29 protein-coding genes are annotated in these 22109 nt (G+C 61.5%); 12 read left to right on the top strand and 17 right to left on the bottom strand.

What is annotated here, in order from left to right; genetic code table 11:
* Positions 1 to 142 precede the first annotated feature (142 nt).
* A complete protein-coding gene (locus tag AC2FML_RS16510) occupies positions 143 to 964 on the bottom strand; it encodes an ABC transporter substrate-binding protein (RefSeq protein WP_496783891.1) in 822 nt (273 codons plus the stop codon).
* On the bottom strand, positions 961 to 1938 hold the full coding sequence (gene pip, locus AC2FML_RS16515; protein WP_496783892.1) for a prolyl aminopeptidase: 978 nt from the start codon (positions 1936 to 1938) through the stop codon (positions 961 to 963). The genes AC2FML_RS16510 and pip overlap by 4 nt, the downstream gene beginning before the upstream one ends.
* A 48-nt stretch (positions 1939 to 1986) precedes the next feature.
* Here pip and ubiG point away from each other — a divergent pair, with 48 nt between their 5' ends.
* On the top strand, positions 1987 to 2733 hold the full coding sequence (gene ubiG, locus AC2FML_RS16520; RefSeq protein ID WP_496735550.1) for a bifunctional 2-polyprenyl-6-hydroxyphenol methylase/3-demethylubiquinol 3-O-methyltransferase UbiG: 747 nt from the start codon (positions 1987 to 1989) through the stop codon (positions 2731 to 2733).
* A gap of 3 nt (positions 2734 to 2736) precedes the next feature.
* Here ubiG and AC2FML_RS16525 read toward each other — a convergent pair whose 3' ends face one another.
* Genes AC2FML_RS16525 through AC2FML_RS16540 form a run of 4 tightly spaced genes read right to left on the bottom strand, consistent with a single transcriptional unit; the run spans position 2737 to position 5021 of the window.
* A complete protein-coding gene (locus AC2FML_RS16525) occupies positions 2737 to 3177 on the bottom strand; it encodes a MarR family winged helix-turn-helix transcriptional regulator (protein WP_170343133.1) in 441 nt (146 codons plus the stop codon).
* Between the two features lie 14 nt (positions 3178 to 3191).
* Positions 3192 to 4022 carry a carbon-nitrogen hydrolase family protein gene (locus tag AC2FML_RS16530; RefSeq protein WP_496783893.1) on the bottom strand — a complete coding sequence of 277 codons (831 nt, stop codon included), beginning with the start codon at positions 4020 to 4022 and terminating at the stop codon, positions 3192 to 3194.
* Entirely contained in the window at positions 4022 to 4279 is a 258-nt protein-coding gene (gene grxC / locus AC2FML_RS16535) for a glutaredoxin 3 (protein WP_170342430.1), read from the bottom strand. Before grxC ends, AC2FML_RS16530 begins: the two co-directional genes overlap by 1 nt.
* A 37-nt stretch (positions 4280 to 4316) precedes the next feature.
* Positions 4317 to 5021, bottom strand: coding sequence for a double zinc ribbon domain-containing protein (locus AC2FML_RS16540; RefSeq protein ID WP_496783941.1), 705 nt, complete (start codon positions 5019 to 5021; stop codon positions 4317 to 4319).
* A 40-nt stretch (positions 5022 to 5061) separates the two neighbouring features.
* Between AC2FML_RS16540 and AC2FML_RS16545 the strand changes: the two genes are divergently transcribed.
* Together AC2FML_RS16545 and hemH are read left to right on the top strand one after the other, a co-directional pair.
* Positions 5062 to 5892: a methyltransferase domain-containing protein gene (locus AC2FML_RS16545; RefSeq protein WP_496783894.1), complete on the top strand. Its 831-nt coding sequence runs from the start codon at positions 5062 to 5064 to the stop codon at positions 5890 to 5892.
* Between the two features lie 55 nt (positions 5893 to 5947).
* Entirely contained in the window at positions 5948 to 6997 is a 1050-nt protein-coding gene (gene hemH / locus AC2FML_RS16550) for a ferrochelatase (RefSeq protein WP_170367534.1), read from the top strand.
* A 74-nt stretch (positions 6998 to 7071) separates the two neighbouring features.
* Here hemH and AC2FML_RS16555 read toward each other — a convergent pair whose 3' ends face one another.
* On the bottom strand, positions 7072 to 7254 hold the full coding sequence (locus tag AC2FML_RS16555; protein WP_005979327.1) for a hypothetical protein: 183 nt from the start codon (positions 7252 to 7254) through the stop codon (positions 7072 to 7074).
* Between the two features lie 138 nt (positions 7255 to 7392).
* Complete coding sequence (locus tag AC2FML_RS16560) at positions 7393 to 7992, bottom strand: L,D-transpeptidase (RefSeq protein WP_170343138.1); 600 nt, start codon at positions 7990 to 7992, stop codon at positions 7393 to 7395.
* A gap of 169 nt (positions 7993 to 8161) precedes the next feature.
* On the opposite strand from AC2FML_RS16560, the gene dalA reads away from it, so the two are divergent.
* Entirely contained in the window at positions 8162 to 8680 is a 519-nt protein-coding gene (gene dalA, locus AC2FML_RS16565) for a divisome-associated lipoprotein DalA (protein WP_093963636.1), read from the top strand.
* 60 nt (positions 8681 to 8740) lie between these two features.
* On the opposite strand, the gene ptsN is transcribed toward dalA, so the two are convergent.
* The 7 genes from ptsN to AC2FML_RS16600 all read right to left on the bottom strand — a co-directional run bounded on the left by ptsN (position 8741) and on the right by AC2FML_RS16600 (position 13522).
* On the bottom strand, positions 8741 to 9205 hold the full coding sequence (gene ptsN / locus AC2FML_RS16570) for a PTS IIA-like nitrogen regulatory protein PtsN (RefSeq protein ID WP_496783895.1): 465 nt from the start codon (positions 9203 to 9205) through the stop codon (positions 8741 to 8743).
* 56 nt (positions 9206 to 9261) lie between these two features.
* Entirely contained in the window at positions 9262 to 9825 is a 564-nt protein-coding gene (hpf, locus tag AC2FML_RS16575) for a ribosome hibernation-promoting factor, HPF/YfiA family (RefSeq protein ID WP_170342438.1), read from the bottom strand.
* Between the two features lie 252 nt (positions 9826 to 10077).
* Positions 10078 to 10836 carry an LPS export ABC transporter ATP-binding protein gene (gene lptB, locus AC2FML_RS16580; RefSeq protein ID WP_093963638.1) on the bottom strand — a complete coding sequence of 253 codons (759 nt, stop codon included), beginning with the start codon at positions 10834 to 10836 and terminating at the stop codon, positions 10078 to 10080.
* Positions 10836 to 11291, bottom strand: a complete 456-nt coding sequence (locus tag AC2FML_RS16585) for an LptA/OstA family protein (RefSeq protein ID WP_170342617.1) — start codon at positions 11289 to 11291, stop codon at positions 10836 to 10838. The genes lptB and AC2FML_RS16585 overlap by 1 nt, the downstream gene beginning before the upstream one ends.
* A 39-nt stretch (positions 11292 to 11330) precedes the next feature.
* A complete protein-coding gene (lptC, locus tag AC2FML_RS16590; protein ID WP_496783896.1) occupies positions 11331 to 11930 on the bottom strand; it encodes an LPS export ABC transporter periplasmic protein LptC in 600 nt (199 codons plus the stop codon).
* A 12-nt stretch (positions 11931 to 11942) separates the two neighbouring features.
* A complete protein-coding gene (locus AC2FML_RS16595; RefSeq protein WP_496783897.1) occupies positions 11943 to 12911 on the bottom strand; it encodes a KpsF/GutQ family sugar-phosphate isomerase in 969 nt (322 codons plus the stop codon).
* Entirely contained in the window at positions 12908 to 13522 is a 615-nt protein-coding gene (locus tag AC2FML_RS16600; RefSeq protein ID WP_170343143.1) for a ribonuclease D, read from the bottom strand. The genes AC2FML_RS16595 and AC2FML_RS16600 overlap by 4 nt, the downstream gene beginning before the upstream one ends.
* A 132-nt stretch (positions 13523 to 13654) precedes the next feature.
* On the opposite strand from AC2FML_RS16600, the gene AC2FML_RS16605 reads away from it, so the two are divergent.
* The 8 genes from AC2FML_RS16605 to AC2FML_RS16640 all read left to right on the top strand — a co-directional run bounded on the left by AC2FML_RS16605 (position 13655) and on the right by AC2FML_RS16640 (position 20819).
* Positions 13655 to 13909, top strand: coding sequence for a metal-sensing transcriptional repressor (locus AC2FML_RS16605; RefSeq protein ID WP_170343144.1), 255 nt, complete (start codon positions 13655 to 13657; stop codon positions 13907 to 13909).
* Complete coding sequence (locus AC2FML_RS16610) at positions 13909 to 15228, top strand: MFS transporter (protein WP_496783898.1); 1320 nt, start codon at positions 13909 to 13911, stop codon at positions 15226 to 15228. Before AC2FML_RS16605 ends, AC2FML_RS16610 begins: the two co-directional genes overlap by 1 nt.
* A gap of 56 nt (positions 15229 to 15284) precedes the next feature.
* A complete protein-coding gene (locus AC2FML_RS16615) occupies positions 15285 to 15713 on the top strand; it encodes an Lrp/AsnC family transcriptional regulator (protein WP_093963783.1) in 429 nt (142 codons plus the stop codon).
* A gap of 72 nt (positions 15714 to 15785) precedes the next feature.
* Entirely contained in the window at positions 15786 to 16490 is a 705-nt protein-coding gene (locus AC2FML_RS16620; protein WP_170372457.1) for a lytic transglycosylase domain-containing protein, read from the top strand.
* Between the two features lie 63 nt (positions 16491 to 16553).
* Positions 16554 to 18581, top strand: a complete 2028-nt coding sequence (flhA, locus tag AC2FML_RS16625) for a flagellar biosynthesis protein FlhA (protein WP_174825253.1) — start codon at positions 16554 to 16556, stop codon at positions 18579 to 18581.
* Positions 18578 to 19351, top strand: coding sequence for a flagellar biosynthetic protein FliR (locus AC2FML_RS16630; protein WP_496783899.1), 774 nt, complete (start codon positions 18578 to 18580; stop codon positions 19349 to 19351). Before flhA ends, AC2FML_RS16630 begins: the two co-directional genes overlap by 4 nt.
* Positions 19348 to 20436 (top strand): flagellar type III secretion system protein FlhB, encoded by a 1089-nt coding sequence (gene flhB / locus AC2FML_RS16635; RefSeq protein WP_496783900.1) that lies wholly within the window; start codon positions 19348 to 19350, stop codon positions 20434 to 20436. The genes AC2FML_RS16630 and flhB overlap by 4 nt, the downstream gene beginning before the upstream one ends.
* Positions 20433 to 20819: a hypothetical protein gene (locus AC2FML_RS16640; protein ID WP_496783901.1), complete on the top strand. Its 387-nt coding sequence runs from the start codon at positions 20433 to 20435 to the stop codon at positions 20817 to 20819. The genes flhB and AC2FML_RS16640 overlap by 4 nt, the downstream gene beginning before the upstream one ends.
* Positions 20820 to 20847: 28 nt before the next feature.
* On the opposite strand, the gene AC2FML_RS16645 is transcribed toward AC2FML_RS16640, so the two are convergent.
* Both AC2FML_RS16645 and flgH read right to left on the bottom strand, forming a co-directional pair.
* Entirely contained in the window at positions 20848 to 21369 is a 522-nt protein-coding gene (locus tag AC2FML_RS16645) for a flagellar basal body-associated FliL family protein (RefSeq protein ID WP_496783902.1), read from the bottom strand.
* Between the two features lie 9 nt (positions 21370 to 21378).
* Positions 21379 to 22107: a flagellar basal body L-ring protein FlgH gene (gene flgH, locus AC2FML_RS16650; protein ID WP_496783903.1), complete on the bottom strand. Its 729-nt coding sequence runs from the start codon at positions 22105 to 22107 to the stop codon at positions 21379 to 21381.
* Positions 22108 to 22109 lie beyond the last annotated feature (2 nt).

The raw sequence follows: 22109 nt of genomic DNA on the forward strand, positions 1-22109 counted from the left end.
CGCGGCCCGTCGAATTTTCCGGTGGAGCCTCGGACCAGAAGTCCGACACGCCGCTGTTGCAACTGCATATACGCAGGACGCCCCGAGTCTGCAACCCCTGCCGTCAACCAACGGACAATCCGCGTCAGTTTTCAGGTCGGTCTCAGGCCATCCACCAGCGTTCCGCGATGCGCCCATCGTCCAACGGCGCGCCCCGCCCGATCCGGCGTGGCAGACCCACAGTGCCGGAGATTGCCAGCGACATCTCTGATTCGTTGGGGAAGAACCGCACGCCACCCAGACCGCGCAGCCCTTGCGCCGCCGGCAGCACCGACACGTCCACATAACGGTCACGCAGCGCCTCGGCCCGCACGGCCGGGTCGGGGATCACGATGATATCGACCGCCTCCAGCCAGCCGGCATGGCCATCCTTGTAGTGGCCCGCGACCCGGCGGCCGCGGAAATGGCGCCCGTCTTCGGCCCGTTCGACCCGGTAACACCCGGTGCCGTTCGCCTGCCGCAGCGGCGAAACGCTCTGCCCGTCGCGGGTAATGACGAACCGGGTATCGGCCAGCAGGAAAGGCAGGCCGGGGTTGGGCTCGGCCAGTTCGATCCGTATGCGGTCCGGCGCCAGGGCTTCGGCGCGCCCGACCTCGGACATGACCGCCAGAACATCCCCGGCCGTCAGCGCCGCACCGTCGTGAAACACTGCATCCGCACGCAGGTCGAAGGTCCAGACCCGGGCCTCGGAATCGGTCTGCCATGCGGTCGCCAGCTCGCCGCGCAGAGTGCCGTCCGGCGCGATCTCGGTCAGGGTGTCGAACACCGCGCCCCGGGCCAGCCGGTCCAGGCTGTCGTCACGCGGCACGGCGATGCGCAGCACGCCGCCCGATTTCGGCGTATCCGCCAGCGAGGCCCCCGTCGCGGCCAGCAGGGCTGCGGCGGCACCCGAGGTGAACAGAGCACGGCGGTCGATGCGGGTCATGCCACCTCCTGCGCGGTTCGGTCCATGATGCGCACCAGTTCGGCGCTGATCCCCGGTTCCGACAGGGCGTGACCGGCCTGCCGCACCATCTTCAGCTCGGCCTCGGGCCATTTCTCGGCCAGGCTCCAGGCCGCCTGCGGGGGGCAGATCATGTCGTAACGGCCCTGTACGATATGGCCGGGAATATGCGCGATCCGGTCCATCTGATCCAGAATCTGGCCGTCATATTCCAGAAACGCCTTGTTGATGAAATAGTGATTCTCGAGCCGCGCGAAGGTGCGCGCATATTCGCCGGGGCTTTCACCGACGGCCCCGTTCGTGTGGATCGAGGCCAGCGCGTTTTCCCAGTGCGACCAGGCGCGGGCGTACAGGATCTCGGTCGCGCGATCGCCCGAGAACAACCGCTTGTTGTAGGCGCCAATGGTGTCGGACAGTTCCGAGTCGCGCAGCAGCGAGGTGAAACGCGCCCATTGCTCGGGCCAGAACTTGCCGGCCCCGCCGCCATAGAACCAGTCGAGCTCTGCCTGCGTGGCCAGAAACACGCCGCGCAGAACCAGACGGGTCACCCGGTCGGGATGGGTTTGGGCATAGATCAGCGCCAGCGTGGCGCCCCAGCTGCCGCCGAACACGATCCAGTCGTCAATCTCGAACAGTTTCCGCAGACGCTCGATATCGGCCACCAGGTGCCAAGTCGTGTTGTTCTCGACCGAGGCCGTGGGCCGCGACCGGCCGCAGCCGCGCTGGTCGAACAGAATCACCCGGTAGACCTCGGGGTCGAAATAGCGCCGCATGGCCGGGCTGCAGCCGCCACCGGGGCCGCCATGCAGAACCACCACCGCAATCCCGTCGGGATTGCCGCATTGTTCCACATAGATGCGGTGCCCGTCGCCCATATCCACCACGCGCTGGTCGAACGGATCGACCGGCGGGTAAAGATATTGCACTGCGCGCTTTTGGTCCGGGTACTTGTCCATTATGGCCCTATATAGTCCTACAGCGTAAAAGAGCACACGGAGACAGGAATGCAAGCGCATCCGAACACGGTTGACCCGTCCGAGATCGCAAAATTCGAGGCCATGGCCGCCGAATGGTGGGACCCGCACGGGAAATTCAAACCTCTGCACATGCTCAATCCGTGCCGTCTGGACTATATCACACAGCAGATCGCGGGCGAATTTGACCGGGATCTGACGGGTGCGAAACCGTTCGAGGGCCTGCGCCTGCTGGATATCGGCTGCGGCGGCGGGCTGCTGAGCGAGCCGATGGCGCGGCTGGGCGCCGAGGTCGTGGGCGCCGACGCGGCCGAGCGCAACCTGCCCGTGGCCCGCATCCATGCCGAGCAATCCGGCCTGCAGATCGACTATCGCCACACCACCGCCGAGGCGATGGCCGACGCGGGCGAGCAGTTCGACGTGGTCCTGAACATGGAGGTGGTCGAGCATGTGGCCGACCCGCTGGCCTATCTGACCGCCACGCAACAGCTGCTGAAACCCGGCGGGCTGGAAATCTGTTCGACCATCAACCGCAACCCGAAATCCTATGCGATGGCGATTTTCGGGGCCGAGGTCGTCATGCGCTGGCTGCCGCGCGGCACGCATGAATGGTCCAAGTTCATCACCCCGGACGAGCTGTTCGACCTGCTGCGCCAGGCTGGTCTGGACCCGGTGGACCGCAAGGGATTCGTGTTCAACCCGATCACCTGGAGCTGGTCGATCTCGGACCGGGACCTGAGCGTGAACTACGTCACCGCCAGCGTGAAGCCGGGCTGAGGCCTATTCCTCTTCCAGCTTCATGCGCAGGTCGCGCAGAACCGGCAGGGTCGTGCGCACACGCTCAAGGCCCAGCTCGCCCACGACACGGTTGATCAGAGGCGCGATGGCCGAGATCGCCTGATCCCGCGCCCGGCGGCCGGCCGGGCTGATCGCCACCATCTTGCGGCGGGCATCGTCCCAATCGGGGCGGATGTGGATGTATCCGGCCCATTCCAGCTTGGCCAAGGTGTTGGTCATCGCCCCACGCGTCACGTGGAATGTGCTGGCCAGCTGGGCGGGCGTCCGCTCGCCCCCCACGAACACCAAGTGGTTCAGCACCGAGAAATGCGAGATTTCCATGCCCTTGGGCAGAACCCGGCTCAGCCGATTCCGCAGTAATTGGTCCGCGGTCAGGATCTCGCTGAACAGCGCGACCGCAAGGGCGTTGGTTTCGTCAGTCATTACCCGGTTCTGGATCAGGGCCCGTCGAACGGGCGAACATGTGTCAAGGACGGCACGCGCCGCCGTGCCTCTGTAACAGACCTATCATCCAGATCAAAAAAGTGAATGCCGGTCTGAGTGCCTGCGTCGATCAGCACCTCGCCCCAGGGCGACACGACCATGCTGTGCCCGTGGGTATGGCGCGGCTTGCCGCGGGTCTTGGGGTGTTCCCCGGTCTGCGCGGGGGCAATGACCCAACAGCCGGTCTCGATGGCGCGGGCGCGCAGAAGCGGCTCCCAATGGGCCGCGCCGGTCACCGGAGAGAACGCAGCCGGAACCGTCAGGATCGTGGCCCCGCCCTGTGCCAGCGCGGCGTGCAGATGCGGGAACCGGATGTCATAGCAGATGGTCATGCCGACCTTGCCGAAGGCGGTCTCGGCAATCACCGCCCGCGACCCGGGCCGATAGCTGGCCGATTCGCGAAAAGTCTCGGTCTCGGTGACCTGCACGTCGAACATGTGGATCTTGTCATAGCGCGCCACGATCCCGCCCTGCGGGTCGATCATGAAGGACCGGTTGGCGAACCGCCCGTCGGCGTCATGAGTCTTCAGCCCCAGCGATCCGATCAGCAGCCACACGCCCAATTCCGCCGCCTGTTCGCGCAGGCCCGCCAGTGTGATGTCGTCTTCCTCGTGCTGCAGCACCTCGCGTTGGCGCGTTCCGCTGGTCGAGACGCAGTTGGTGACCTCGGGCGTCAGGATGAACCCCGCGCCCTTGCCCGCGGCCTCGTCCATCATGGCGCGCACCATGTCCAGGTTCGCGGTCGGGTCGTCCGACGAGGTGATCTGCAGCAGCGCGGTTCTCATCAGGCGGCCAATAGCGGGTCCAGTTTGCCGGCCTGTTCGAGTTCGTACAGGTCGTCGCAGCCACCGACATGTGTGTCACCAATGAAGATCTGAGGCACCGTGCGCCGTCCGCCCGCCCGCTGGATCATCTCGGGTTTGCGTTTGGGGTTCATCAAAACGTCGATTTCCTCGAAGGCGACGCCTTTCTGATTCAGCAGCCGTTTGGCCGCGTGGCAAAAGCCGCACAGCGGCGAGGTATATATGACAACCGGTTTCATGGTCCGTTCCCTTGGATTTCGCGCAATCTAGGGGGAATTAGGCATCCTTGGCAACGCGCGCCAGTACCAACACGGAAATATCATCCGCCCCGGCCGCCCGGCAGGCGCGGGCGCAGGCCGCCAGGGTTGCACCCGATGTCATCACGTCATCGACCAGCAGCACGTGGCGCCCCGTCAGGCGGTCCGCCCGGTGCGGATGCACGGTGATCGCATCGCGCAGCGTATCCGCACGCTCGGCCGCCGTTTTGCCTTCCAGCGGTGGGGTACGCCGCTTGCGTATCAACAGATCCGGACAGACCGGCAGGCCCGCCTCCTTTCCCAGTTGGAGCGACAAAAGAGCGGACTGGTTGTATCGGCGCTTCAGCAGCCGCGACCAATGCAGCGGCACCGGGGCGATCACCGTATCCGGTCGAAACAGGGTGCGACCGGCCTGCGCCATCCAACGCGCCGCAGGTTTTGCCAGTTCGGAACGATCCCCGTGCTTCAGGGCCAGAACCAGTGACCGCGCCCGTCCCTGATACAGCAATGCCGCGCGCCCCTCGGCCCACGGTTGTGGGCGGCGCAAACAATCGTCGCAGTCGATTCGGTGACCATCATCGCTGCCAGGCACCGGCGCACCGCAACTGTGGCAGACCGTCCCGCCGATGAACGGGGTCTCGCGCCAGCACGGCCCGCACAGCCCGAAATCCGAGGCCGCCATCTCGCCGCAGCCGATGCAGCGTGGCGGATACACGACCTCGATCGCGGTTTGAATCCGCTGCCATATGCGATAATTGCGGCTTATGGATTTGCCAGCACCCAATGCACCCTCGCTGTTCGATCGCAAAGCGCTTGCGGCACACCGCGCGCGGATCAGCGACGAAGCCCTTTTTCTGCACCACGCCGCCATGGACGAGGTGCAGGATCGCCTTTCCATGGTTAACAAATCCTTTACTGCGCCAGCGATCGTAGCCCCCTACCCCGAGATTTGGGCGCCGGTCCTGAAGGGCGCCCGGGTCATGGCCGATGCCGACGTGCTGGACCTCAAGCCCGCTGCGCATGATCTGGTGGTCCATGCGATGGCCCTGCATTGGGCCAACGATCCGGTGGGACAGCTGATCCAATGTGCCCGCGCGCTGCAGCCCGACGGGTTGTTGTTGGTGGTGTGTCTGGGCGGTGAAACGCTATACGAATTGCGGGCCGCGCTGGGTCAGGCCGAGGTCGAGGTGACCGGCGGTCTCAGCCCCCGTGTCGCGCCGATGGCCGAGTTGCGAGATCTTGGCGCGCTGCTGCAGCGTGCGGGTTTTGCATTGCCTGTTGCGGACAAAGTGCCCCTGACGGCGACGTATCGCGACCTGTGGCACCTGATGCGGGACCTGCGCGCGATGGGTGAAACCAACGCCATGACCCAGCGGTTGAAACTCCCGTCGCGCCGCGCGGTCTTTTCCCGGGCCCAAGAGATTTACGCCGCGCATTTCACATCTCCCGAAGGCCGGCTGAGTGCCACGTTCGAGCTGATCTGCCTGACGGGCTGGGCGCCGGATGCCAGCCAGCCCAAGCCGTTGCGCCCTGGCTCGGCCCAGATGAGACTGGCCGACGCCCTTGGCACGAAAGAAGGCAAACTGTCCGATTGACCCGCTGACCGAACCGATTATTTCAGCCTCTAAACCAGAATTCAGGAAGCTCACCATGTTCGATGCCACCCGCCCGGAACACGCTCCGGCAGACCACCCAAAAGTGAAGATGGGCCGCGTCGGCGTTCTTCTGGCCAATCTCGGCACCCCGGACGACTACAGCTATTGGCCGATGCGCCGCTATCTGAACGAGTTCCTGTCCGACCGGCGGGTGATCGACTATCCGGCCTGGAAATGGCAGCCGATCCTGCAGGCCATCATCCTGACCAAACGTCCCTTCAGCTCGGGCGCTGCGTACAAGTCGATCTGGAACCACGACAAGGGCGAAAGCCCGCTGATGACCATCACCAAGGACCAGACCGGCAAGATGCGTGCGGCGTTGCAGGACCGGTATGGCGACAAGGTCATGGTGGATTTCTGCATGCGTTACGGAAACCCCTCGACCAAGTCGAAGGTCCGCCAGATGGTGGCCGAGGGCTGCGACCGCATCCTGTTCTTCCCGCTCTATCCGCAATATGCCGGCGCTACGACCGCCACCGCGAACGACCAGTTCTTTCGCGCACTGATGGACGAGGCCTGGCAGCCCGCCAGCCGCACGGTGCCCGCCTATTTCGACGAACCGGCCTATATCGACGCCCTCGCGCAGTCGGTCGAGACGGCCTATGCCGCGATGGAGGCCAAGCCGGACGTTTTGGTGTGCTCCTATCACGGCATGCCGGAACGCTATCTGATGCAGGGTGATCCGTACCACTGCCAGTGCGCCAAGACGTCACGCCTGCTGAAAGAACGGCTGGGCTGGGCGGATGATCAACTGGTGACCACCTTCCAGTCACGATTCGGGCCCGAGGAATGGCTGAAGCCCTACACTGTCGACCATGTCGCGGAACTGGCTCGGCAGGGCAAAAAGAACATCGCCGTCATCGCCCCGGCATTTTCGTCGGACTGCATTGAAACGCTGGAAGAGATCAACGAAGAGATCCGCGAAAGCTTTGAGCACGCCGGCGGCGAAAGCTTTACCTACATTCCCTGCCTCAACGACGAGGACGCGCATATCGCGGCCTTGGGCAAGGTTGTCGAGGACAACCTCAAAGGCTGGCTGGACTGAACCGGCCCGGAAACAAGCACGAAAAAAGGCGGTGGAAATCCACCGCCTTTCTTTTTTGTCGTAGTCCGTTGGACTTAGCCTGCGGCAACAGCTGCGGCAACAACGACCAGCAGGATCAGCGGCAGGATGATGCCCTGCGACGAGCCCTGGGTTTCTTCGACGACAACAGGTGCCTCAACAACCGGCTCTTCCAGGTTGCCGGCATATGCGGTCGAAGCAGCAGCGGTCAGTGCAGCAGCGAGTACAAGTTTCTTCATATTAACCTCCAGAGTTTGCGCGATCCCAATTGCGGAACCACACACCTAAGACTTACCTCGTGGTTTTTTCTAATCAGCAAAGCAGAACGAATGCAATTGCAACTTGCAGTGCAAGCGGGTTGGCGCGCGAAAATGTCGTCAAATTAGCAACACTTGCGTCCCGACCTTCGCCATGGCGTACAGCTCTGCGATGTTCTCGTTGAACAACCCGATGCACCCGTTCGACGACCGGCGGCCGATTTTCCGCGTATCGTGGGTTCCGTGGATCCGGTAATACTTCCAGCTGAGATACAACGCGTGCGTTCCCAGCGGGTTATCGGGCCCCGGAGGGATGTAATCCGGCCATTCCGGGTTTCTTTTCTTCATCGACGGCGTCGGCGACCAGCTGGGCCCTTCGACCTTGCGGATGACACTTGTGCGACCGCGGCGGGTCAGTTCTTCGGTCAGCGGAACCGACGACGGGTACAGCTTGTAGACGGTTTGGTCTTCCGACCAGTAGTGCAAAGCGCGGGAAACGGTGTCGACCAGAATCGCCCCGTTCCGGGTGTTCGAGAAGTAGGGCTGCCACTGCTGCGCCTTGAACCCCGACACGTTGCGGCGAACGGCCGGTTCAGGATCGGGTGCAGGGCGCAATGGGTCGCCCGGGATGTATTGGGCGATCGCCGGGCTGGCGAGCAAAGACGATGCGCCTGCGAGGAATCCGCGGCGGGACGAAGAGAAAACGCGTTTCTTGACCATGGTGACAGGTCCTCTGCGAAAGATGTGCAAGAATCCGCTCTATGTTATTGCCAGAATGCTTCAGTCGCAAATCAAACCGGCAGAATCATGCGGGTTCGTGCATTTGAGCCTTTGCTCATGGGCCGCTGGCAGGGTATTGCCAATTGGAAACAAGCAAACCGGACTCATCATGACGCGCATATTTTCCCTGCTCTTGATTTGCCTTGTCGCGCTGGCGGCATGTACCGACGTGAGCGGCACTTCAACCCTTGGTGCGGATGGGCGCCCGCTGCCCAAAGCCTACAAGATCCGGGGAAATCCCGAAAAACTGCAGTTCCGCATGCTTGATTCCGTAAACGCCCTGCGGCAGGCGTCGGGACTGCAGTCGGTGCAGTTGAACGCGCAGTTGAACGCAGCGGCGGCGACGCACGCCAAGGACATGTCGCGGCAGAACCGGCCCTGGCATTTCGGCTCGGACGGATCTTCGCCGCTCGACCGGGTGGCCCGTGCCGGTTATGCGGGGCGTTTCCTGGGTGAAGCGATTTCCGAGACCTACGAGACCGAAACCGAAACCCTGGCCGCGTGGATGCAGGAACCGGGTCCGCGATCGGTGATCATGGACCCGCAAGCAACCCAGATGGGGTTTGCATGGCACCAGGAAAACGGCGGGAAGATCTGGTGGACGCTCGAGATGGGAACCGGCGGTTAAGCATGGCCCCAGACGAAAAAAGCCCCCGAAAACCGGGGGCTTTTTTCTTTCTAACAGGTCTCAGGCAGCTTGCATGGACTGGGCTGTGGTCAGGATCGCATACAGCTTGACCGGATCCGGGTTGGCCCGAAGCTTCGAGCAGACCGCGCCGTCGCGCAGCGTGCGCGATACCAGCGCCAAGGCCTTGAGGTGCTCGACACCGGCGTCTTCCGGGGCGAACAGCGCAAAGGCCAGATCCACGGGCTGACGGTCGACCGATCCGAAGTCAATGGGCTTTTCCAGCATGACGAACACGCCGGAAACCGAGTCGATCTCGGACAAACGGGCGTGTGGCAGGGCAACACCATGGCCAACGCCGGTCGGCCCAAGGCTTTCCCGCTCCAGCAGGCAGTCTACGATGGTCTGCGGATCAAGTCCGAGTGCGCCCGCAGCGACGTCACCGATTTCCTGAAACAACCGTTTTTTGCTGGACGCTGCAGATAGCACGCGCACCGCTTCGGGCTTCAGTATGCTCGACAAATCCATGTTTTGCTCCACGGCGACGCCCCCAGAATCCGGGGGCCCCGCCCAATTCTTGCCTGTTACGGATCGATCCAGCCGATATTGCCGTCATCTCGGCGATACACGACGTTCAATCCGTCCTTGTTTTCATTCCTGAACACCAGCACCGGGGCGCCGGCCAATTCCATTTGCATGACAGCTTCGCCGACACTCAACGATGGGATCTTGGTTTCCATCTCAGCCACGATGATGGGCTGCAATGAGTCGGGTTCGTCGGCCACGTCCGATTCGTTCGAGGCGAGGATATAAGATGACGCTCCGAAGAGTTCAACCGGCTGAGCCCGTTCACGATGGTGGTCCTTGAGGCGACGCTTGTAGCGACGCAGCTGTTTCTCCATCTTTTCGCAGCACGCCTCGAATGCTGCATAGATTTCGGTTGCATGTGCCTTGGCCTGGGCTGTCAGGCCCGTGGACATATGTATGGTGGTTTCGCACACATACTCATGCGCTGAACGGGAAAAGACGACGTTGGCATCCGTCGGTCGCTGAGCATATTTGCTCACGACCTCGCCCAATGCGTCCTGCACGTGTGTCTGCAAGGCTGCACCAATGTCGATCTGTTTGCCGCTGATTTGGTAACGCATGTGATCTCCTTCACAATTCACACCCATTATGACGTCACGTCAGGTGACATGCTTGTTTTTATCGGGTGGGGGGTAGAGACATGTTTCGCGGTTGTCCTCGGTAGGGCCCTTCGGAGAAGGGAGATCGAGATCCAGTCTGGAACCGCGAAAATGCCATGTCCCAATTGAGCCAAGAGGCGGCAGAAGAGTCAATCAAAACAGGAGTGTATATACGCGAATTCTGTCATGCGCCTGGCGCAATCACAGCTAAGCCTATGAAATCTTGAAGTTTTCACCCAAATACACGCGGCGGACATTTTCGTTTTCCACCACCTCGTCGGGCGATCCGGACATCAGCACCTGCCCGTCGTGCAGGATATAGGCGCGGTCCACAATTTCCAGCGTTTCCCGCACGTTGTGGTCGGTGATTAGTACGCCGATTCCACGCTTTTTCAGATCCGCCACCAGATGCCGGATATCGCCCACGCTGATCGGGTCGACGCCGGCAAATGGCTCGTCCAGCAGCAGGTACTTGGGGTCGGCGGCCAGACAGCGGGCTATCTCGACGCGACGGCGCTCACCGCCCGACAATGCAAGGGCAGGCGCCCGTCGCAAATGCTCGATCGAAAAATCCGAGAGCAGCTCTTCCAGACGTTCCTTGCGGCGGTGCACATGCTTCACCGCAATGTCGAGCACGGCCGAGATATTGTCCTCGACACTCAAGCCGCGAAAGATCGACATTTCCTGCGGCAGATACCCAATGCCCATGCGCGCCCGGCGATACATCGGCAGCGTGGTTACATTCTGACCGTCCAACGTGACCGTTCCGGCCTCAGGGAACACCAGCCCGGCAACGGAATAGAACGTGGTCGTCTTGCCCGAGCCGTTCGGCCCTAGCAACGCCACGACCTCGGACCGATCCAGTGTCATCGACACGTCCCGGATCACGGTCTTTTTGCGATAAGATTTGCGTAGTTTCTGAATCTTCAGACCCTGAGACCCTTCGGCAACGGACAGTTGCGGGCCCGCCATCAATTGCCGCCCTGCTGAAGGATCGTCTTGACCCGCCCCGACATGGTCGCGGTTCCGCTGGTCAGGTTCGCAATCATCTGGTCGCCGCTGATCGTGCTGGGCCCCTGCGTCAGCAGAACGTTGCCCTTCATCACGATCACACCCGAGTCGATGGTGTATTCCGCCCAGTCCCCTTCGGCAGCATCCGGCGGGCTGACAAGCACGACGTTTTCCGATGCCTCCATGCGTTCGATCCCCGACCGATCCTGGTTGTAGATCACCAACACGCGACCGGCGGACAGGCGCATTTCGCCCTGCACGACAATGACGTTGCCAAGAAACTCGGCCGAACCGTCCTCTTGATTGACGTTCAGCGTCTCGGATGTCACTTCGACCGGCAGACTGGGATCGGCTTTCACCGACCCAAAGGCCACCTGCGCTTCTTGCGCGGACGCTGGTACCGAACCCACGGCCAGGGCGAAACAAACGAGGACGAAACGAAAATCAAACACAGTCTATCTTTCGGCTTTTTTCGGCTCATATAACAGCTTAACGCCATCTGTAAAAAGAATATGGACCGGTCCACCGTCTTTTTCAGCGCCGAATGTCATCCGCCCGGCCGAGAAATTGCCGATTGGTCCTGTTCCCTGCACCTGACCTGGCGTATCGCCCCGGATCTTGTCCAATGAAGTATTCAACAGGTCTGTCGTCACCCGGATACCGTCCGTGGTGGTGATCACCACGTCCCCCGTGAAGGTGGCCGTCGCCTTGTCCGGTCGGATCGACCCCGAGTTGGAGTCCAGTGTGATCACCCCACCGTTCAGCAGGCCGAACCGGCCACGGAATTCGGTTGCTCTTGGATCGCTGTCGGCAGTTCCCTGGCTGGCCCGCACCGCCTCGACCTGGACATCTTCGCCCTTGCGGGTGGTCCCCCGATAGTTCGGGCGGGTCACAAGCTGCCCCTCAAGCCGTTCGTCGATATCCTGCTGGGTGAACGGACCCGAGACGTTTGTTTCGATGCTGCGCGACAGCAGGAATACCGTGGACAGCAGCAGAATCGCCGCCAGCGGCAACAGAACCTTCAGGAACTGCACCATTCGGGAATAGCGGTCCACCTGCGCCTCCTGTCAGCCCAGCCCGACGCGCAGGCAATCGTGAATATGCAGAAGGCCCTGCGCCAATCCCGGTTGTTCGGGGTCGACGACGAACAACGAGGTGATCTTGCGCGCGTTCATGATCGCCACGGCTTCTTCGGCCAGCGAATCTGGTGCGATCGTGGTCGGATTGCGGGTCATGACCTGAGCGGCCGTATTGTCCAGCAGCCCCTCCATGTGGCGCCGCAGGTCGCCGTCGGTGATGATGCCGGCAAGCTTGCCCTCCGCGTCCGTCACCCCGACCACACCAAAGCCTTTCTGGCTGATCTCGATCAACGCGTCGCTCATCGGTGTATCGGCAGAAACCAGCGGCACCGCATCGCCACTGTGCATCAGATCGCGTACTGCGCTCAGCTGCGCGCCCAGTTTGCCGCCCGGATGAAAGGCGCGGAAATCCTCTGGTTTGAAGTCGCGATATTTCATCAGCGCAATCGCCAGCGCATCACCCATGGCCAGCGTCAGCGTGGTCGAAATCGACGGCACCATCCCATAGCCGCAGGCCTCGCCCAGAGAGGGGATCAGCAAATGCACGTCCGCCTGTTTCATCAACGAGCTTTCGGGCTTGCTGGACAGGCCGATCAAAGGGATGCCGAACCGCCGGGTAAAGGCCAGAAGATTGGCCAGTTCCGGCGCCTCGCCCGAATTGGAGATCGCCAGAACCACGTCTCCTTTCGACACCATCCCCAGATCGCCGTGGCTGGCCTCGGCCGGATGAACGAAATAGGCCGGCGTACCGGTGCTGGCCAGGGTTGCGGCGATCTTGTGGCCGATGTGTCCAGACTTGCCGATGCCGCTGATGATGATCCGCCCTGTGGCCTGCAGGATCAGCTGAACGGCTTCGGCAAACCGGTCGTCAAGGCTGTCGGCCAAAACATCCAACGCCCGGGCTTCGTCGGTGATTACCTGACGGGCAACCTTCAGAAAGGATTCATTGTCTGTCATGAGTGCGCAAAAATATCCGTTTCAGGCCATCCGGCCAGATCCAGTCTGGCACGCATCGGCAGGAAGTCAAAACAGGCCTGCGCCATCTCGGTGCGCCCTTCACGCGCCAGCCGCGCGTTCAAGGCATCACGCAAACGGTGCAGATACAGGACGTCGGAAGCCGCATAATCCAGTTGGGCCTCGGTCAGGGTCTCCGCACCCCAGTCGCTCATCTGTTGCTGTTTCGAGATATCGACGCCCAGCAACTCCTGACACAGGTTCTTGAGTCCATGACGATCGGTATAGGTGCGCACAAGGCGGCTGGCGATCTTGGTGCAATACACCGGAGCGGCCAGCGCCCCGAAGGCATGATACATCGCGGCAATGTCGAACCGCCCGAAATGAAACAGCTTCAGCACATCCGGGTTTTCCAGCATGGCACTCAGGTTCGGCGCCGAGGTTTGGCCCTTTTCGACCTGCACGATATGGCAATCGCCGTCACCCCCGGACATCTGAATCACGCACAGGCGATCCCGGTGCGGGTTGAGACCCATGGTCTCACAATCAATGGCCACGATCGGGCCCAGATCCAGCCCATCGGGCAGGTCGTTCTTGTACAGATGGTTCGCCACACGTGTTTCCTTCGTTCGGTATCGTCCCCGAAATAGGGTGTTTGGCGTGCAAACTCAACGCCATCCGGACCGATGCCGCGATTGATCTCAGGCAGGCTTGATGCATCCCCATGGGGGGGATAGGGTTAATGCATGAACCCTCACAAGCATTCAACTCATCCGCAGATCATCGCGCGCCTGAAACGCGCACATGGGCATCTGGCCAAGGTCATCGCCATGCTGGACGACCAGGAGCCCTGTCCGGACATCGCTCAGCAGCTTTTCGCCGTGGAAAAGGCAATCACGAATGCCAAGCGGACACTGATCCATGATCATGTCGACCATTGCCTGGCCTCGGGCGACGCCGACTCGGTCGACGCCTTCAAGGCCATAACCAAGTACCTGTGATGCTGAGCGTTCTGCAAAACCGGGTCTATCGTCACCTGCTTGCTGCGCAAATCGTGGCCTTGACGGGCACCGGTCTTGCCACGGTGGCCCTGGGGCTTCTGGCCTACGATCTGGCCGGAAGCTCTGCGGCCCTGGTTCTGGGTACGGCACTGACGATAAAGATGGTTGCCTATGTTTCGGTCGCGCCGGTGGCGGCGGCCTTTGCGGAACGGCTGAACCGACGAAAACTCCTTGTGACGCTGGACCTCGTCCGCGCCGCAGTGGCGCTGTGCCTGCCGTTCGTGACCGAAATCTGGCAGGTCTACGTTCTGATCTTCGTTCTGCAATCTGCTTCGGCCGGGTTCACCCCGGCGTTTCAGGCCACGATACCAGACGTTCTGACCGACCAGCAGGACTATACCAAGGCGCTGTCGCTGTCGCGCCTGGCCTATGATCTGGAAAGTCTGGTGAGCCCGATGCTGGCTGCGTTCCTGCTGATCTTCGTCAGCTTCGACAGCCTGTTTCTGGGAACAAGTCTCGGCTTTGTCGCCTCGGCCTTGTTGGTCATGTCGGTTGCCCTTCCCTCACCCACGCCCGTCCGGCCGCGCGGGATCTTCGACCGCACAACCCGCGGTCTGCGGATCTATCTGGCCACACCACGCCTTCGGGGGTTGCTGGCTTTGAGCTGGAGCGCCGCAGCGCTCAGCGCGATGGTCCTGGTCAATACCGTCGTCATCGTGCGTGCAAGCCTGGGGCTGTCCGATAGTGCCGTGGCCATCGCGCTGGCCGGATTCGGCAGCGGGTCAATGCTGGCGGCATTTGCCTTGCCGGCGGTTTTGCGGCGGTTCGAGGACCGCAAAGTGATGCTGGCGGGTGCCACAATTGCCACCGCTTCCATGGCGTTTGCTGCAATCCTGTCTGCAGCTGTACCCATGAGCCTTGCCGGGCTGTCCGCAATCTGGGCACTGGTCGGCTTCGGATACTCGGCAACCCTGACCCCGTCGGGGCGCCTGCTGACCCGGTCGGCCCACGCCGAAGACCGCCCGGCCGTCTTCGCCGCCCAATTCACCCTGTCGCATGCCTGCTGGTTGGTTCTCTACCCGCTGGCCGGATGGGTCATGACAGCGTTCGGTGCGACAGTGGCCATGGCTTTGTTGACCGTTCTGTCACTGTGCGGTCTGGTCGGAGCTCTGTTGGCATGGCCTCGCGCCGAGCCGGGCGCGGTCATCCACCAGCATCCGGACCTGCCGGTCGACCATCCGCACCTGTCCGGATCGGCAGAGCACGCCCACCCGATCATCATCGACGACCTTCACCCCCGATACCCGCATCAGCCTTGAGCGCAGGCGCCAAACTGGCATACACCCGAACCATCCCTTCGGAACACGGAGCATCGATGGACCAGCTTGATCGCCGCATCATTGCCGCGCTGCAACACAACGCGCGCGCCTCGACCACCCATATCGCGGCAACGCTCGGGGTGGCCCGGACTACGGTGCATGAACGTATCAGCCGGATGGAGAGAAACGGTGTGATCGCCGGATATTCGGTGATCCTGCGCCAGGCCGAGGACACGCCCAAGGTCCAGGTCGTTGTCCTGCTGGAGGTACAGCAGAAAGAAACCGCCCGCATTATCAAGCGGCTGGAAGCCTATCCAGAGGTCAAGCTGTGCCTGTCGATCAATGGAGAATTCGATCTGTTGCTGTCCGCCGAAGCGCCGCGGATCGAGGATCTGGACATTCTGGTTGATGAGCTAGCGGCGATCCCGGGAGTGCTGCGGACCAACACCAGCGTTGTGTTCGGCCGCCGCATCGATCGGGGCTGAGGTCCCGATAACCCTCTGTAAACCCAAAACTGGCTAGCTTGGCCCGGACACAAGAATCCCCGGACCGGCAGAATGCCAGAGCTCAAGTTTTTCATCTCGATCGCCGTTTGGCTAACCGCCGCCGCGCCTGCCGCCCTGGCATGGTCGGATGGCCACGCGACTGATGTCTGCGACCGGGCCGCGCGCCGGGCGGCTATGGCCGAAGGTGTGCCGCAGGATATCCTGTTGGCCGTCACTCGAACCGAGACCGGGCGCAGCATGAGGGGCCGCCTGACACCCTGGCCCTGGACCGTCAATGTCGAGGGCAAAGGGTACTGGTTCGCCACCGAGACCGAGGCCAAGGCCTTTGTCTTCGACGTGTTCAAAGCGGGTGCGCGCAGTTTTGATATTGGCTGTTTCCAGATCAACTACCGCTGGCATGGCAAAGCCTTCCGGTCCATAGACGCTATGTTTGATCCGGATCTGAACGCTGCCTACGCGGCGCAGTTCCTGAAGTCGCTTTTTACTGAACAGGGTTCGTGGGGGCATGCGGTTGGCGCCTATCACTCGCGTACGCCCGGCCTTGCACAGGCGTATACGGACCGATTTGAAACCATCCTCGCCAATCTCGACGGCGTGCGGCTGGCGCAACCGGGACCCCCGGGCCGCGATCCTTTTTCCCGGGCGGCCGCGCCTTTGATCCCGCCCGGTCGTGGCCGAACCGGGACGGGCCGCTTGGGCTCATTGGTTCCCTCCTCCGCCGCTGCTGCTGCGTTCATCGCGTTCGATCAGGAGTGACGCGTGCCAAAGCTTGACGCCCGATCCCTGTTTTCACCCACCGTTCTACTGGCGTTGGCCTTGATGACGGTGATCGTCATGATGATCCTGCCAATGCCATCCTGGGTGCTGGACATTGGCCTTGCGGCCTCGTTCGCGCTGGCCATCCTGATTTTCACCCTGACCCTGTTCATCGAGCGACCGTTGGATTTCTCGTCCTTTCCAACGATCCTGCTGGCTTCGCTGATGCTGCGCCTGTCGCTCAACGTGTCGTCGACAAAGCTGATCATCGGGCAGGGTCATACCGGGCCCAACGCCGCCGGTGACGTCATCGAGGGCTTTGCCCAATTCGTCATGAGCGGCAGCATCTTCCTGGGCCTCGTGGTGTTCGGCGTGCTGCTGATCGTGAATTTCATGGTGATTACCAAAGGTGCGGCGCGCATGGCCGAGGTCGGGGCCCGCTTTGCCCTTGACGGTATGCCGGGCAAACAGCTTGCCATCGACAGCGACATGTCTGCCGGCGCCATCGACCATCAGCAAGCCAAGGAACGGCGCGAGCTTGAGCAACGGGAAACCACCTTTTTCGGGTCGCTGGACGGGGCATCCAAATTCGTCAAGGGCGATGCAATTGCCGGGCTGCTGATTACCCTGCTCAACCTGGTGATGGGGTTGATCATGGGGGTGATCGTGCACAGTATGCCGGTCGCCTCGGCGTTTGAAACCTATGCGATCCTGACCGTTGGTGACGGGTTGGTCACGCAGATACCGGCGGTCATCATCTCTATCGCATCCGCCCTGTTGCTGGCCCGCGGTGGTACGCAGGGTGCAACCGATACTGCCTTGTTCTCGCAACTGGGGCGTCATCCGGCTGCGCTGGCAACCGTTGCGATCCTGATGGTGCTGTTTGCGCTGGTGCCCGGGCTGCCTTTTCTGCCGTTCATTCTCGGCGGCGTGATCCTGGGCTATGCGGCATTTGTTGTTCACAAAAAACAATCAGCTGCCACAGAGTCGGCACGTATGCCGGCTTCGGACGCCGAGCCCAAGGCAACACAAGGCATCGGAGACGTCCTTGACCTCGACGACGTTCACCTCGAATTTGCCCCGGATCTGGTCAGCATGGTGTTGAACCCCGGCACCGGATTGGACGCTCGGATCGCCAACATGCGGACCTACGTCGCGTCGAGCTTTGGATTGATCCTGCCGGAGATCCGGCTGACAGACCGGGCCGACTTGCCGACGGGCACTTACGTCATTCGTGTTCAGGGCGTCGAACAGGCCCGGGGGGTGCTTCACCCCGACCTGATCCTGGCACTGGTGCAGGACGGGCTGGACCTGTTGCCGGAAGGCAATGACGTCACCGAACCGGTCTACGGCGCACCCGCCCGATGGATCCTGCCCAAGGATCAAGAGGCCGCCGCGCTGAGCGGCGCAACCATCGTCACCCCGCCCGAGATTCTGGCGACCCATCTGCTGGAAATCATCAAGCAGAACTTCCCGCGCCTGCTGACCCTGAAATCCCTGCGTCGGCTCCTGTCCGAGATGACCCGCCTCAGCGACCCGGTCCGGGCCGAGGCGAACCGAAAGCTGCTGGATGAGCTGATCCCCGACAAGGTTCCGATCGACACCTTGCACGCGGTTTTGAGGCTGCTGCTCGAAGAACGGGTTTCGATCCGCAACATGGCGCTGATCCTGGAAAGCGTGGCCGAAGCGCGGATGACCACGACGCAGCCTGAGGCGATCTGCGAGATCGTGCGCCAGCGACTGGGCTTCCAGCTGGTGGCGGACCTGAAGCGTGGCGACGGCTCGATTCCCCTGATCCAGTTGGCGCCGGAATGGGAGGAGACGTTCTCCACCTACCAGATCGACACTCCGAATGCTGGATTGGATGTGGCGCTGCCCCCCAATCTGTTCAACAAACTGGCCGATGGCGTCGTCACGACGATAACACGCAGCGCGGATCAGGGTGTGTTCCCGGCGTTGGTAACCTCGACGCGGCGGCGCAGGTTGCTGCGTACCATCATGCACGCGCGGGGAATCTCGAATCCAGTCCTGTCGTTCGAGGAAATTGGGCTCGAAGCGCGGCCGGCTCTGGTCGGAACGGTGCCGGCGTGATTGGGCTGCCGCCGGACTTGCTGGCTCAGCTGGGGGGCGTCCTGTGGTCCTCATTTGTGGTTTTTCTCAGGGTTTCAGCGCTGGTTTCCCTGCTACCAGCTTTCGGGGAGCGCAGCATTCCAACCCGCGTAAAGCTGGGGGTCGCAATGGCATTCACGCTGGTCGTCGCGCCGTCGGTTTCCATTGCCGAGCCCGACAGTGGCCTGATGCCGCTGGTTCAATTGATACTGACCGAAATCCTGATCGGCCTGACCCTGGGGATCGGACTTCGGCTACTGGTACTCGCCCTTCAAACCGCCGGGTCGATGGCCGCGCAAGCCACGTCGTTGTCGCAGATCCTGGGTGGCGCCGCTGCGGATCCGGCCCCGGCGATGGGTCATTTCTTGACCCTGTCCGTGTTGGCCCTTGCCGCACTGATGGGCGTTCACATCCGGGCGGCCCAATTCCTGATCGACAGCTTTTCACTTTTTCCGGTGGGTGCGGCCCCAACAGCGACCGATCTTTCCCGTTGGGGGGTGTCGCAGGTATCGCGCAGCTTTGCATTGGCCTTTGGACTGGCCATGCCGTTTGTCATTGCATCATTGATCTACAACCTGGCCCTGGGTGTCATCAACCGGGCCATGCCTCAACTGATGGTCGCTTTTGTAGGCGCGCCGGCAATCACCTTTGCCGGATTGTTCCTTCTGTTCGCGGGAGCGCCGATCATCCTTGCGGTTTGGTCTGACGTTCTGTTCCAGTACTTGCTTGATCCGATCGGAGCACCGGAATGAGCAGCACGGACGACGACACCGACAAGTCCTTCGAGGCGACACCGCAGAAACTGCAGAAGGCTCGGGAAAAGGGTGAGGTCGTCAAATCAAATGACCTGTCCGCCGTTGCCGCCTATTCCGGCCTGACAATCGCTCTTGTGGCGGTCGGGCAGTTTTCGACCGAACATTTGGGATCATCCCTGATGGTTCTGATTGATCAGGCCCCGGAACTGTCACGGTTGTTGACGTCTGGCAGCGCGGCTGCACCGGTCGGCGGGCTGATGGAAAAGGTTGCCGTTTCCGCGGGTGTTCTGTTGGCGGTTCCAGCGGCGTTTGTGTTGCTGAACCTCTTGGCACAGCGCGCCCTTGTGTTTGCCCCAAGCAAACTGACGCCGAAGATATCCCGCATTTCAATCCCATCCAATGCCAAGAACAAGTTCGGTCGTGCCGGACTTTTTGAGTTCCTCAAAAGCTTCATCAAGCTGGTGATCTACAGCATCTGCCTTGCCGTGTTTTTGAAATCCAACCTGGCGGACATCCTGACGGCTGCAGCCAGCCCCGCACGAGCCTCCATCCCGCCGATGATGAACCTACTGTTTCGGTTCCTGTTCATCGTCGTCGCCGTCACGCTGACCATCGGGGTCATCGACTACCTGTGGCAGTATTCCGAGCACATGCGTAAAAATCGAATGTCGCGCAAAGAACTGCAGGACGAGACGAAGGACTCGGAAGGCGATCCGCATGTCAAACAGCAAAGACGCCAGCGCGCGCAAGAAATTGCGACCAACCAGATGATGGCCGAGGTTCCAAAGGCCGATGTGATCATCGTCAATCCCACCCATTTTGCGGTGGCATTGAAATGGACCCGCGCCCGTGGAACAGCACCCGTCTGCGTCGCAAAGGGCATTGACGAAGTTGCCGCGACAATCCGCCGAACGGCGATGGAGTCAGGAGTTCCGATTCACTCGGATCCGCCGACGGCGCGGGCCCTGCATGCGACCGTCGAGATCGGAAAGGAGATAACGGAAGACCTGTATCGCCCGGTCGCTGCGGCCATCCGATTTGCCGAAGCCATGCGAAAACGCGCGAAGGGAGCGGTCGGATGACGCGCGCGAAGCTAAGGGATCTAGCGGCGGTCACGGCGGCTTCTTTCGAAAGAGAGTTTCAGAAACTGAAACCGATACTTGAGGCCGAAAGCCGCATTCAGGCACAGATCAGCGCGCTGAACGCTCAGGTCGCCCAAACGGCGTCGGACGCCGCGCAAACCCCTGGGTACCAGATCGCTGGCGCGGACGTCTCGTGGCACGGGTGGGAGTCCAGAACCCGGCGTGACCTAAACACTGAATTGGCGCGCGTCAGATCCCGGAAACTGGCAATGATGGAGGACCTTCGCCGAGCATTCGGCCGCAAGCAGGCGGTTGAGTCGTTGCAGCGCGATCAAGAAACCGCGCTGCGTATTGCACGCGCCAGGAAACTGATAAACCAGTAAAACGAAAGCCGAAGCCGGTCCTTTGGAGTCAGATGTCCTGGCGGCTCACGCTCATGATCAAAACACGAGACACGTCATCGCCAAGGTCCTTTCGGGCAACCTCCAACAGAGACTTTCGCAGCACCTCAAGATTGTCCGATTGCGTGAATTCGCCGTCGAACCCACCAATATTCGCGTGATCAAACAGCACTTGAAGAAACCCGTCCCGCAGTTTCGGTTCGATTTTGTAGAACTCCTCCGAGATGCCCGGCCGGGTTTCCAGGCTCAGCGACATAGTCACCAGAGCAGAGATTTCGTTTTCTTCGACGACCGGAACGACGAACTGTTTGGTCAACTTGAGATACTCATAGGGACCAGCCTTGCCCGATGTCTCACTATGGCCGGAGGTTTTGTTCGCCTTGTCTGCCTTGGCGGTCTCCTCGGCGTGAGGCTCCGGTGCTTTGGCATCGGCCACGGTTTCCGCTGGTCCCGGTGTCAAAAATAGCCCAGCCGCAGCGCCGGCCCCGAGACCTGCAATCAAAAAGAGAACGGGGAGCAGTTTCTTCATCATTTGAACACCTTAGAACGGCAACAGCGCGTCCAGCACCTGTTGCCCGTATCGTGGCTGCTGAACATCCGTGATCTGGCCGCGGCCGCCATAGGACACCCGTGCAGACGCAATCTTGTCGTAGGTAATCTCGTTCTGGCGCGAGATGTCCTGCGGACGCACATAGCCAGACACCAGCAGCTCGCGAAGTTCGAAATTCACCCTCAGTTCCTGTGTTCCGGAAATCGACAGGACGCCGTTCGGCAGGACATCGATCACCGTTGCGGCGACGCGCAGTGTCAGCTTTTCCTTGCGTTTCACCGACCCCTTGCCCTTGCTGACTGACGCGGAATCGGTCGAAACCGCCTCGTCCAGTGACGCACCATCTGGCAGGTGTTTCGCTGCGCGCTGGGGCAATCCCAAGAGGCCGGGAACCTTGAGATCTTCCGAGCTGCCGCGCGACCGGTTTGTATCGTTCGAGATTTCGGCCTTTTCATCAAGCTCGATCACGACAGTCAGAATATCGCCCTTCTTGATGGCGCGCTGATCACCCAGCAGAGACTGCTGACCCCCACTCCACAGAGACGCGCCGTCCACGGCGCGCTGAGATTGAGTGTGCAACGGCAAACCCGGCCACAACATCGCCACGTGTTCCGGAGTTTCCGTAGTTGGCGACAGGCTGGGCGGTTTGCCCAGATGGTCCAAACGCCCGCAGGCGGAAAGGGACAGGATGGCCAGCAACAGGGATCTGGACAGTTTCATGA

Source organism: Ruegeria sp. BHSC029 (assembly GCF_059613085.1).

Excerpts from the sequence above, each read along its gene's own strand:
- AC2FML_RS16510 (WP_496783891.1), bottom strand. The coding sequence starts at position 964 with ATGACCCGCATCGACCGCCGTGCTCTGTTCACCTCGGGTGCCGCCGCA.
- pip (WP_496783892.1), bottom strand. The coding sequence starts at position 1,938 with ATGGACAAGTACCCGGACCAAAAGCGCGCAGTGCAATATCTTTACCCG.
- ubiG (WP_496735550.1), top strand. The coding sequence starts at position 1,987 with ATGCAAGCGCATCCGAACACGGTTGACCCGTCCGAGATCGCAAAATTC.
- AC2FML_RS16525 (WP_170343133.1), bottom strand. The coding sequence starts at position 3,177 with ATGACTGACGAAACCAACGCCCTTGCGGTCGCGCTGTTCAGCGAGATC.
- AC2FML_RS16530 (WP_496783893.1), bottom strand. The coding sequence starts at position 4,022 with ATGAGAACCGCGCTGCTGCAGATCACCTCGTCGGACGACCCGACCGCG.
- grxC (WP_170342430.1), bottom strand. The coding sequence starts at position 4,279 with ATGAAACCGGTTGTCATATATACCTCGCCGCTGTGCGGCTTTTGCCAC.
- AC2FML_RS16545 (WP_496783894.1), top strand. The coding sequence starts at position 5,062 with ATGGATTTGCCAGCACCCAATGCACCCTCGCTGTTCGATCGCAAAGCG.
- hemH (WP_170367534.1), top strand. The coding sequence starts at position 5,948 with ATGTTCGATGCCACCCGCCCGGAACACGCTCCGGCAGACCACCCAAAA.
- AC2FML_RS16555 (WP_005979327.1), bottom strand. The coding sequence starts at position 7,254 with ATGAAGAAACTTGTACTCGCTGCTGCACTGACCGCTGCTGCTTCGACC.
- AC2FML_RS16560 (WP_170343138.1), bottom strand. The coding sequence starts at position 7,992 with ATGGTCAAGAAACGCGTTTTCTCTTCGTCCCGCCGCGGATTCCTCGCA.
- dalA (WP_093963636.1), top strand. The coding sequence starts at position 8,162 with ATGACGCGCATATTTTCCCTGCTCTTGATTTGCCTTGTCGCGCTGGCG.
- ptsN (WP_496783895.1), bottom strand. The coding sequence starts at position 9,205 with ATGGATTTGTCGAGCATACTGAAGCCCGAAGCGGTGCGCGTGCTATCT.
- hpf (WP_170342438.1), bottom strand. The coding sequence starts at position 9,825 with ATGCGTTACCAAATCAGCGGCAAACAGATCGACATTGGTGCAGCCTTG.
- lptB (WP_093963638.1), bottom strand. The coding sequence starts at position 10,836 with ATGGCGGGCCCGCAACTGTCCGTTGCCGAAGGGTCTCAGGGTCTGAAG.
- AC2FML_RS16595 (WP_496783897.1), bottom strand. The coding sequence starts at position 12,911 with ATGACAGACAATGAATCCTTTCTGAAGGTTGCCCGTCAGGTAATCACC.
- AC2FML_RS16605 (WP_170343144.1), top strand. The coding sequence starts at position 13,655 with ATGAACCCTCACAAGCATTCAACTCATCCGCAGATCATCGCGCGCCTG.
- AC2FML_RS16610 (WP_496783898.1), top strand. The coding sequence starts at position 13,909 with ATGCTGAGCGTTCTGCAAAACCGGGTCTATCGTCACCTGCTTGCTGCG.
- AC2FML_RS16615 (WP_093963783.1), top strand. The coding sequence starts at position 15,285 with ATGGACCAGCTTGATCGCCGCATCATTGCCGCGCTGCAACACAACGCG.
- AC2FML_RS16620 (WP_170372457.1), top strand. The coding sequence starts at position 15,786 with ATGCCAGAGCTCAAGTTTTTCATCTCGATCGCCGTTTGGCTAACCGCC.
- flhA (WP_174825253.1), top strand. The coding sequence starts at position 16,554 with ATGACGGTGATCGTCATGATGATCCTGCCAATGCCATCCTGGGTGCTG.
- flhB (WP_496783900.1), top strand. The coding sequence starts at position 19,348 with ATGAGCAGCACGGACGACGACACCGACAAGTCCTTCGAGGCGACACCG.
- AC2FML_RS16640 (WP_496783901.1), top strand. The coding sequence starts at position 20,433 with ATGACGCGCGCGAAGCTAAGGGATCTAGCGGCGGTCACGGCGGCTTCT.
- AC2FML_RS16645 (WP_496783902.1), bottom strand. The coding sequence starts at position 21,369 with ATGATGAAGAAACTGCTCCCCGTTCTCTTTTTGATTGCAGGTCTCGGG.
- flgH (WP_496783903.1), bottom strand. The coding sequence starts at position 22,107 with ATGAAACTGTCCAGATCCCTGTTGCTGGCCATCCTGTCCCTTTCCGCC.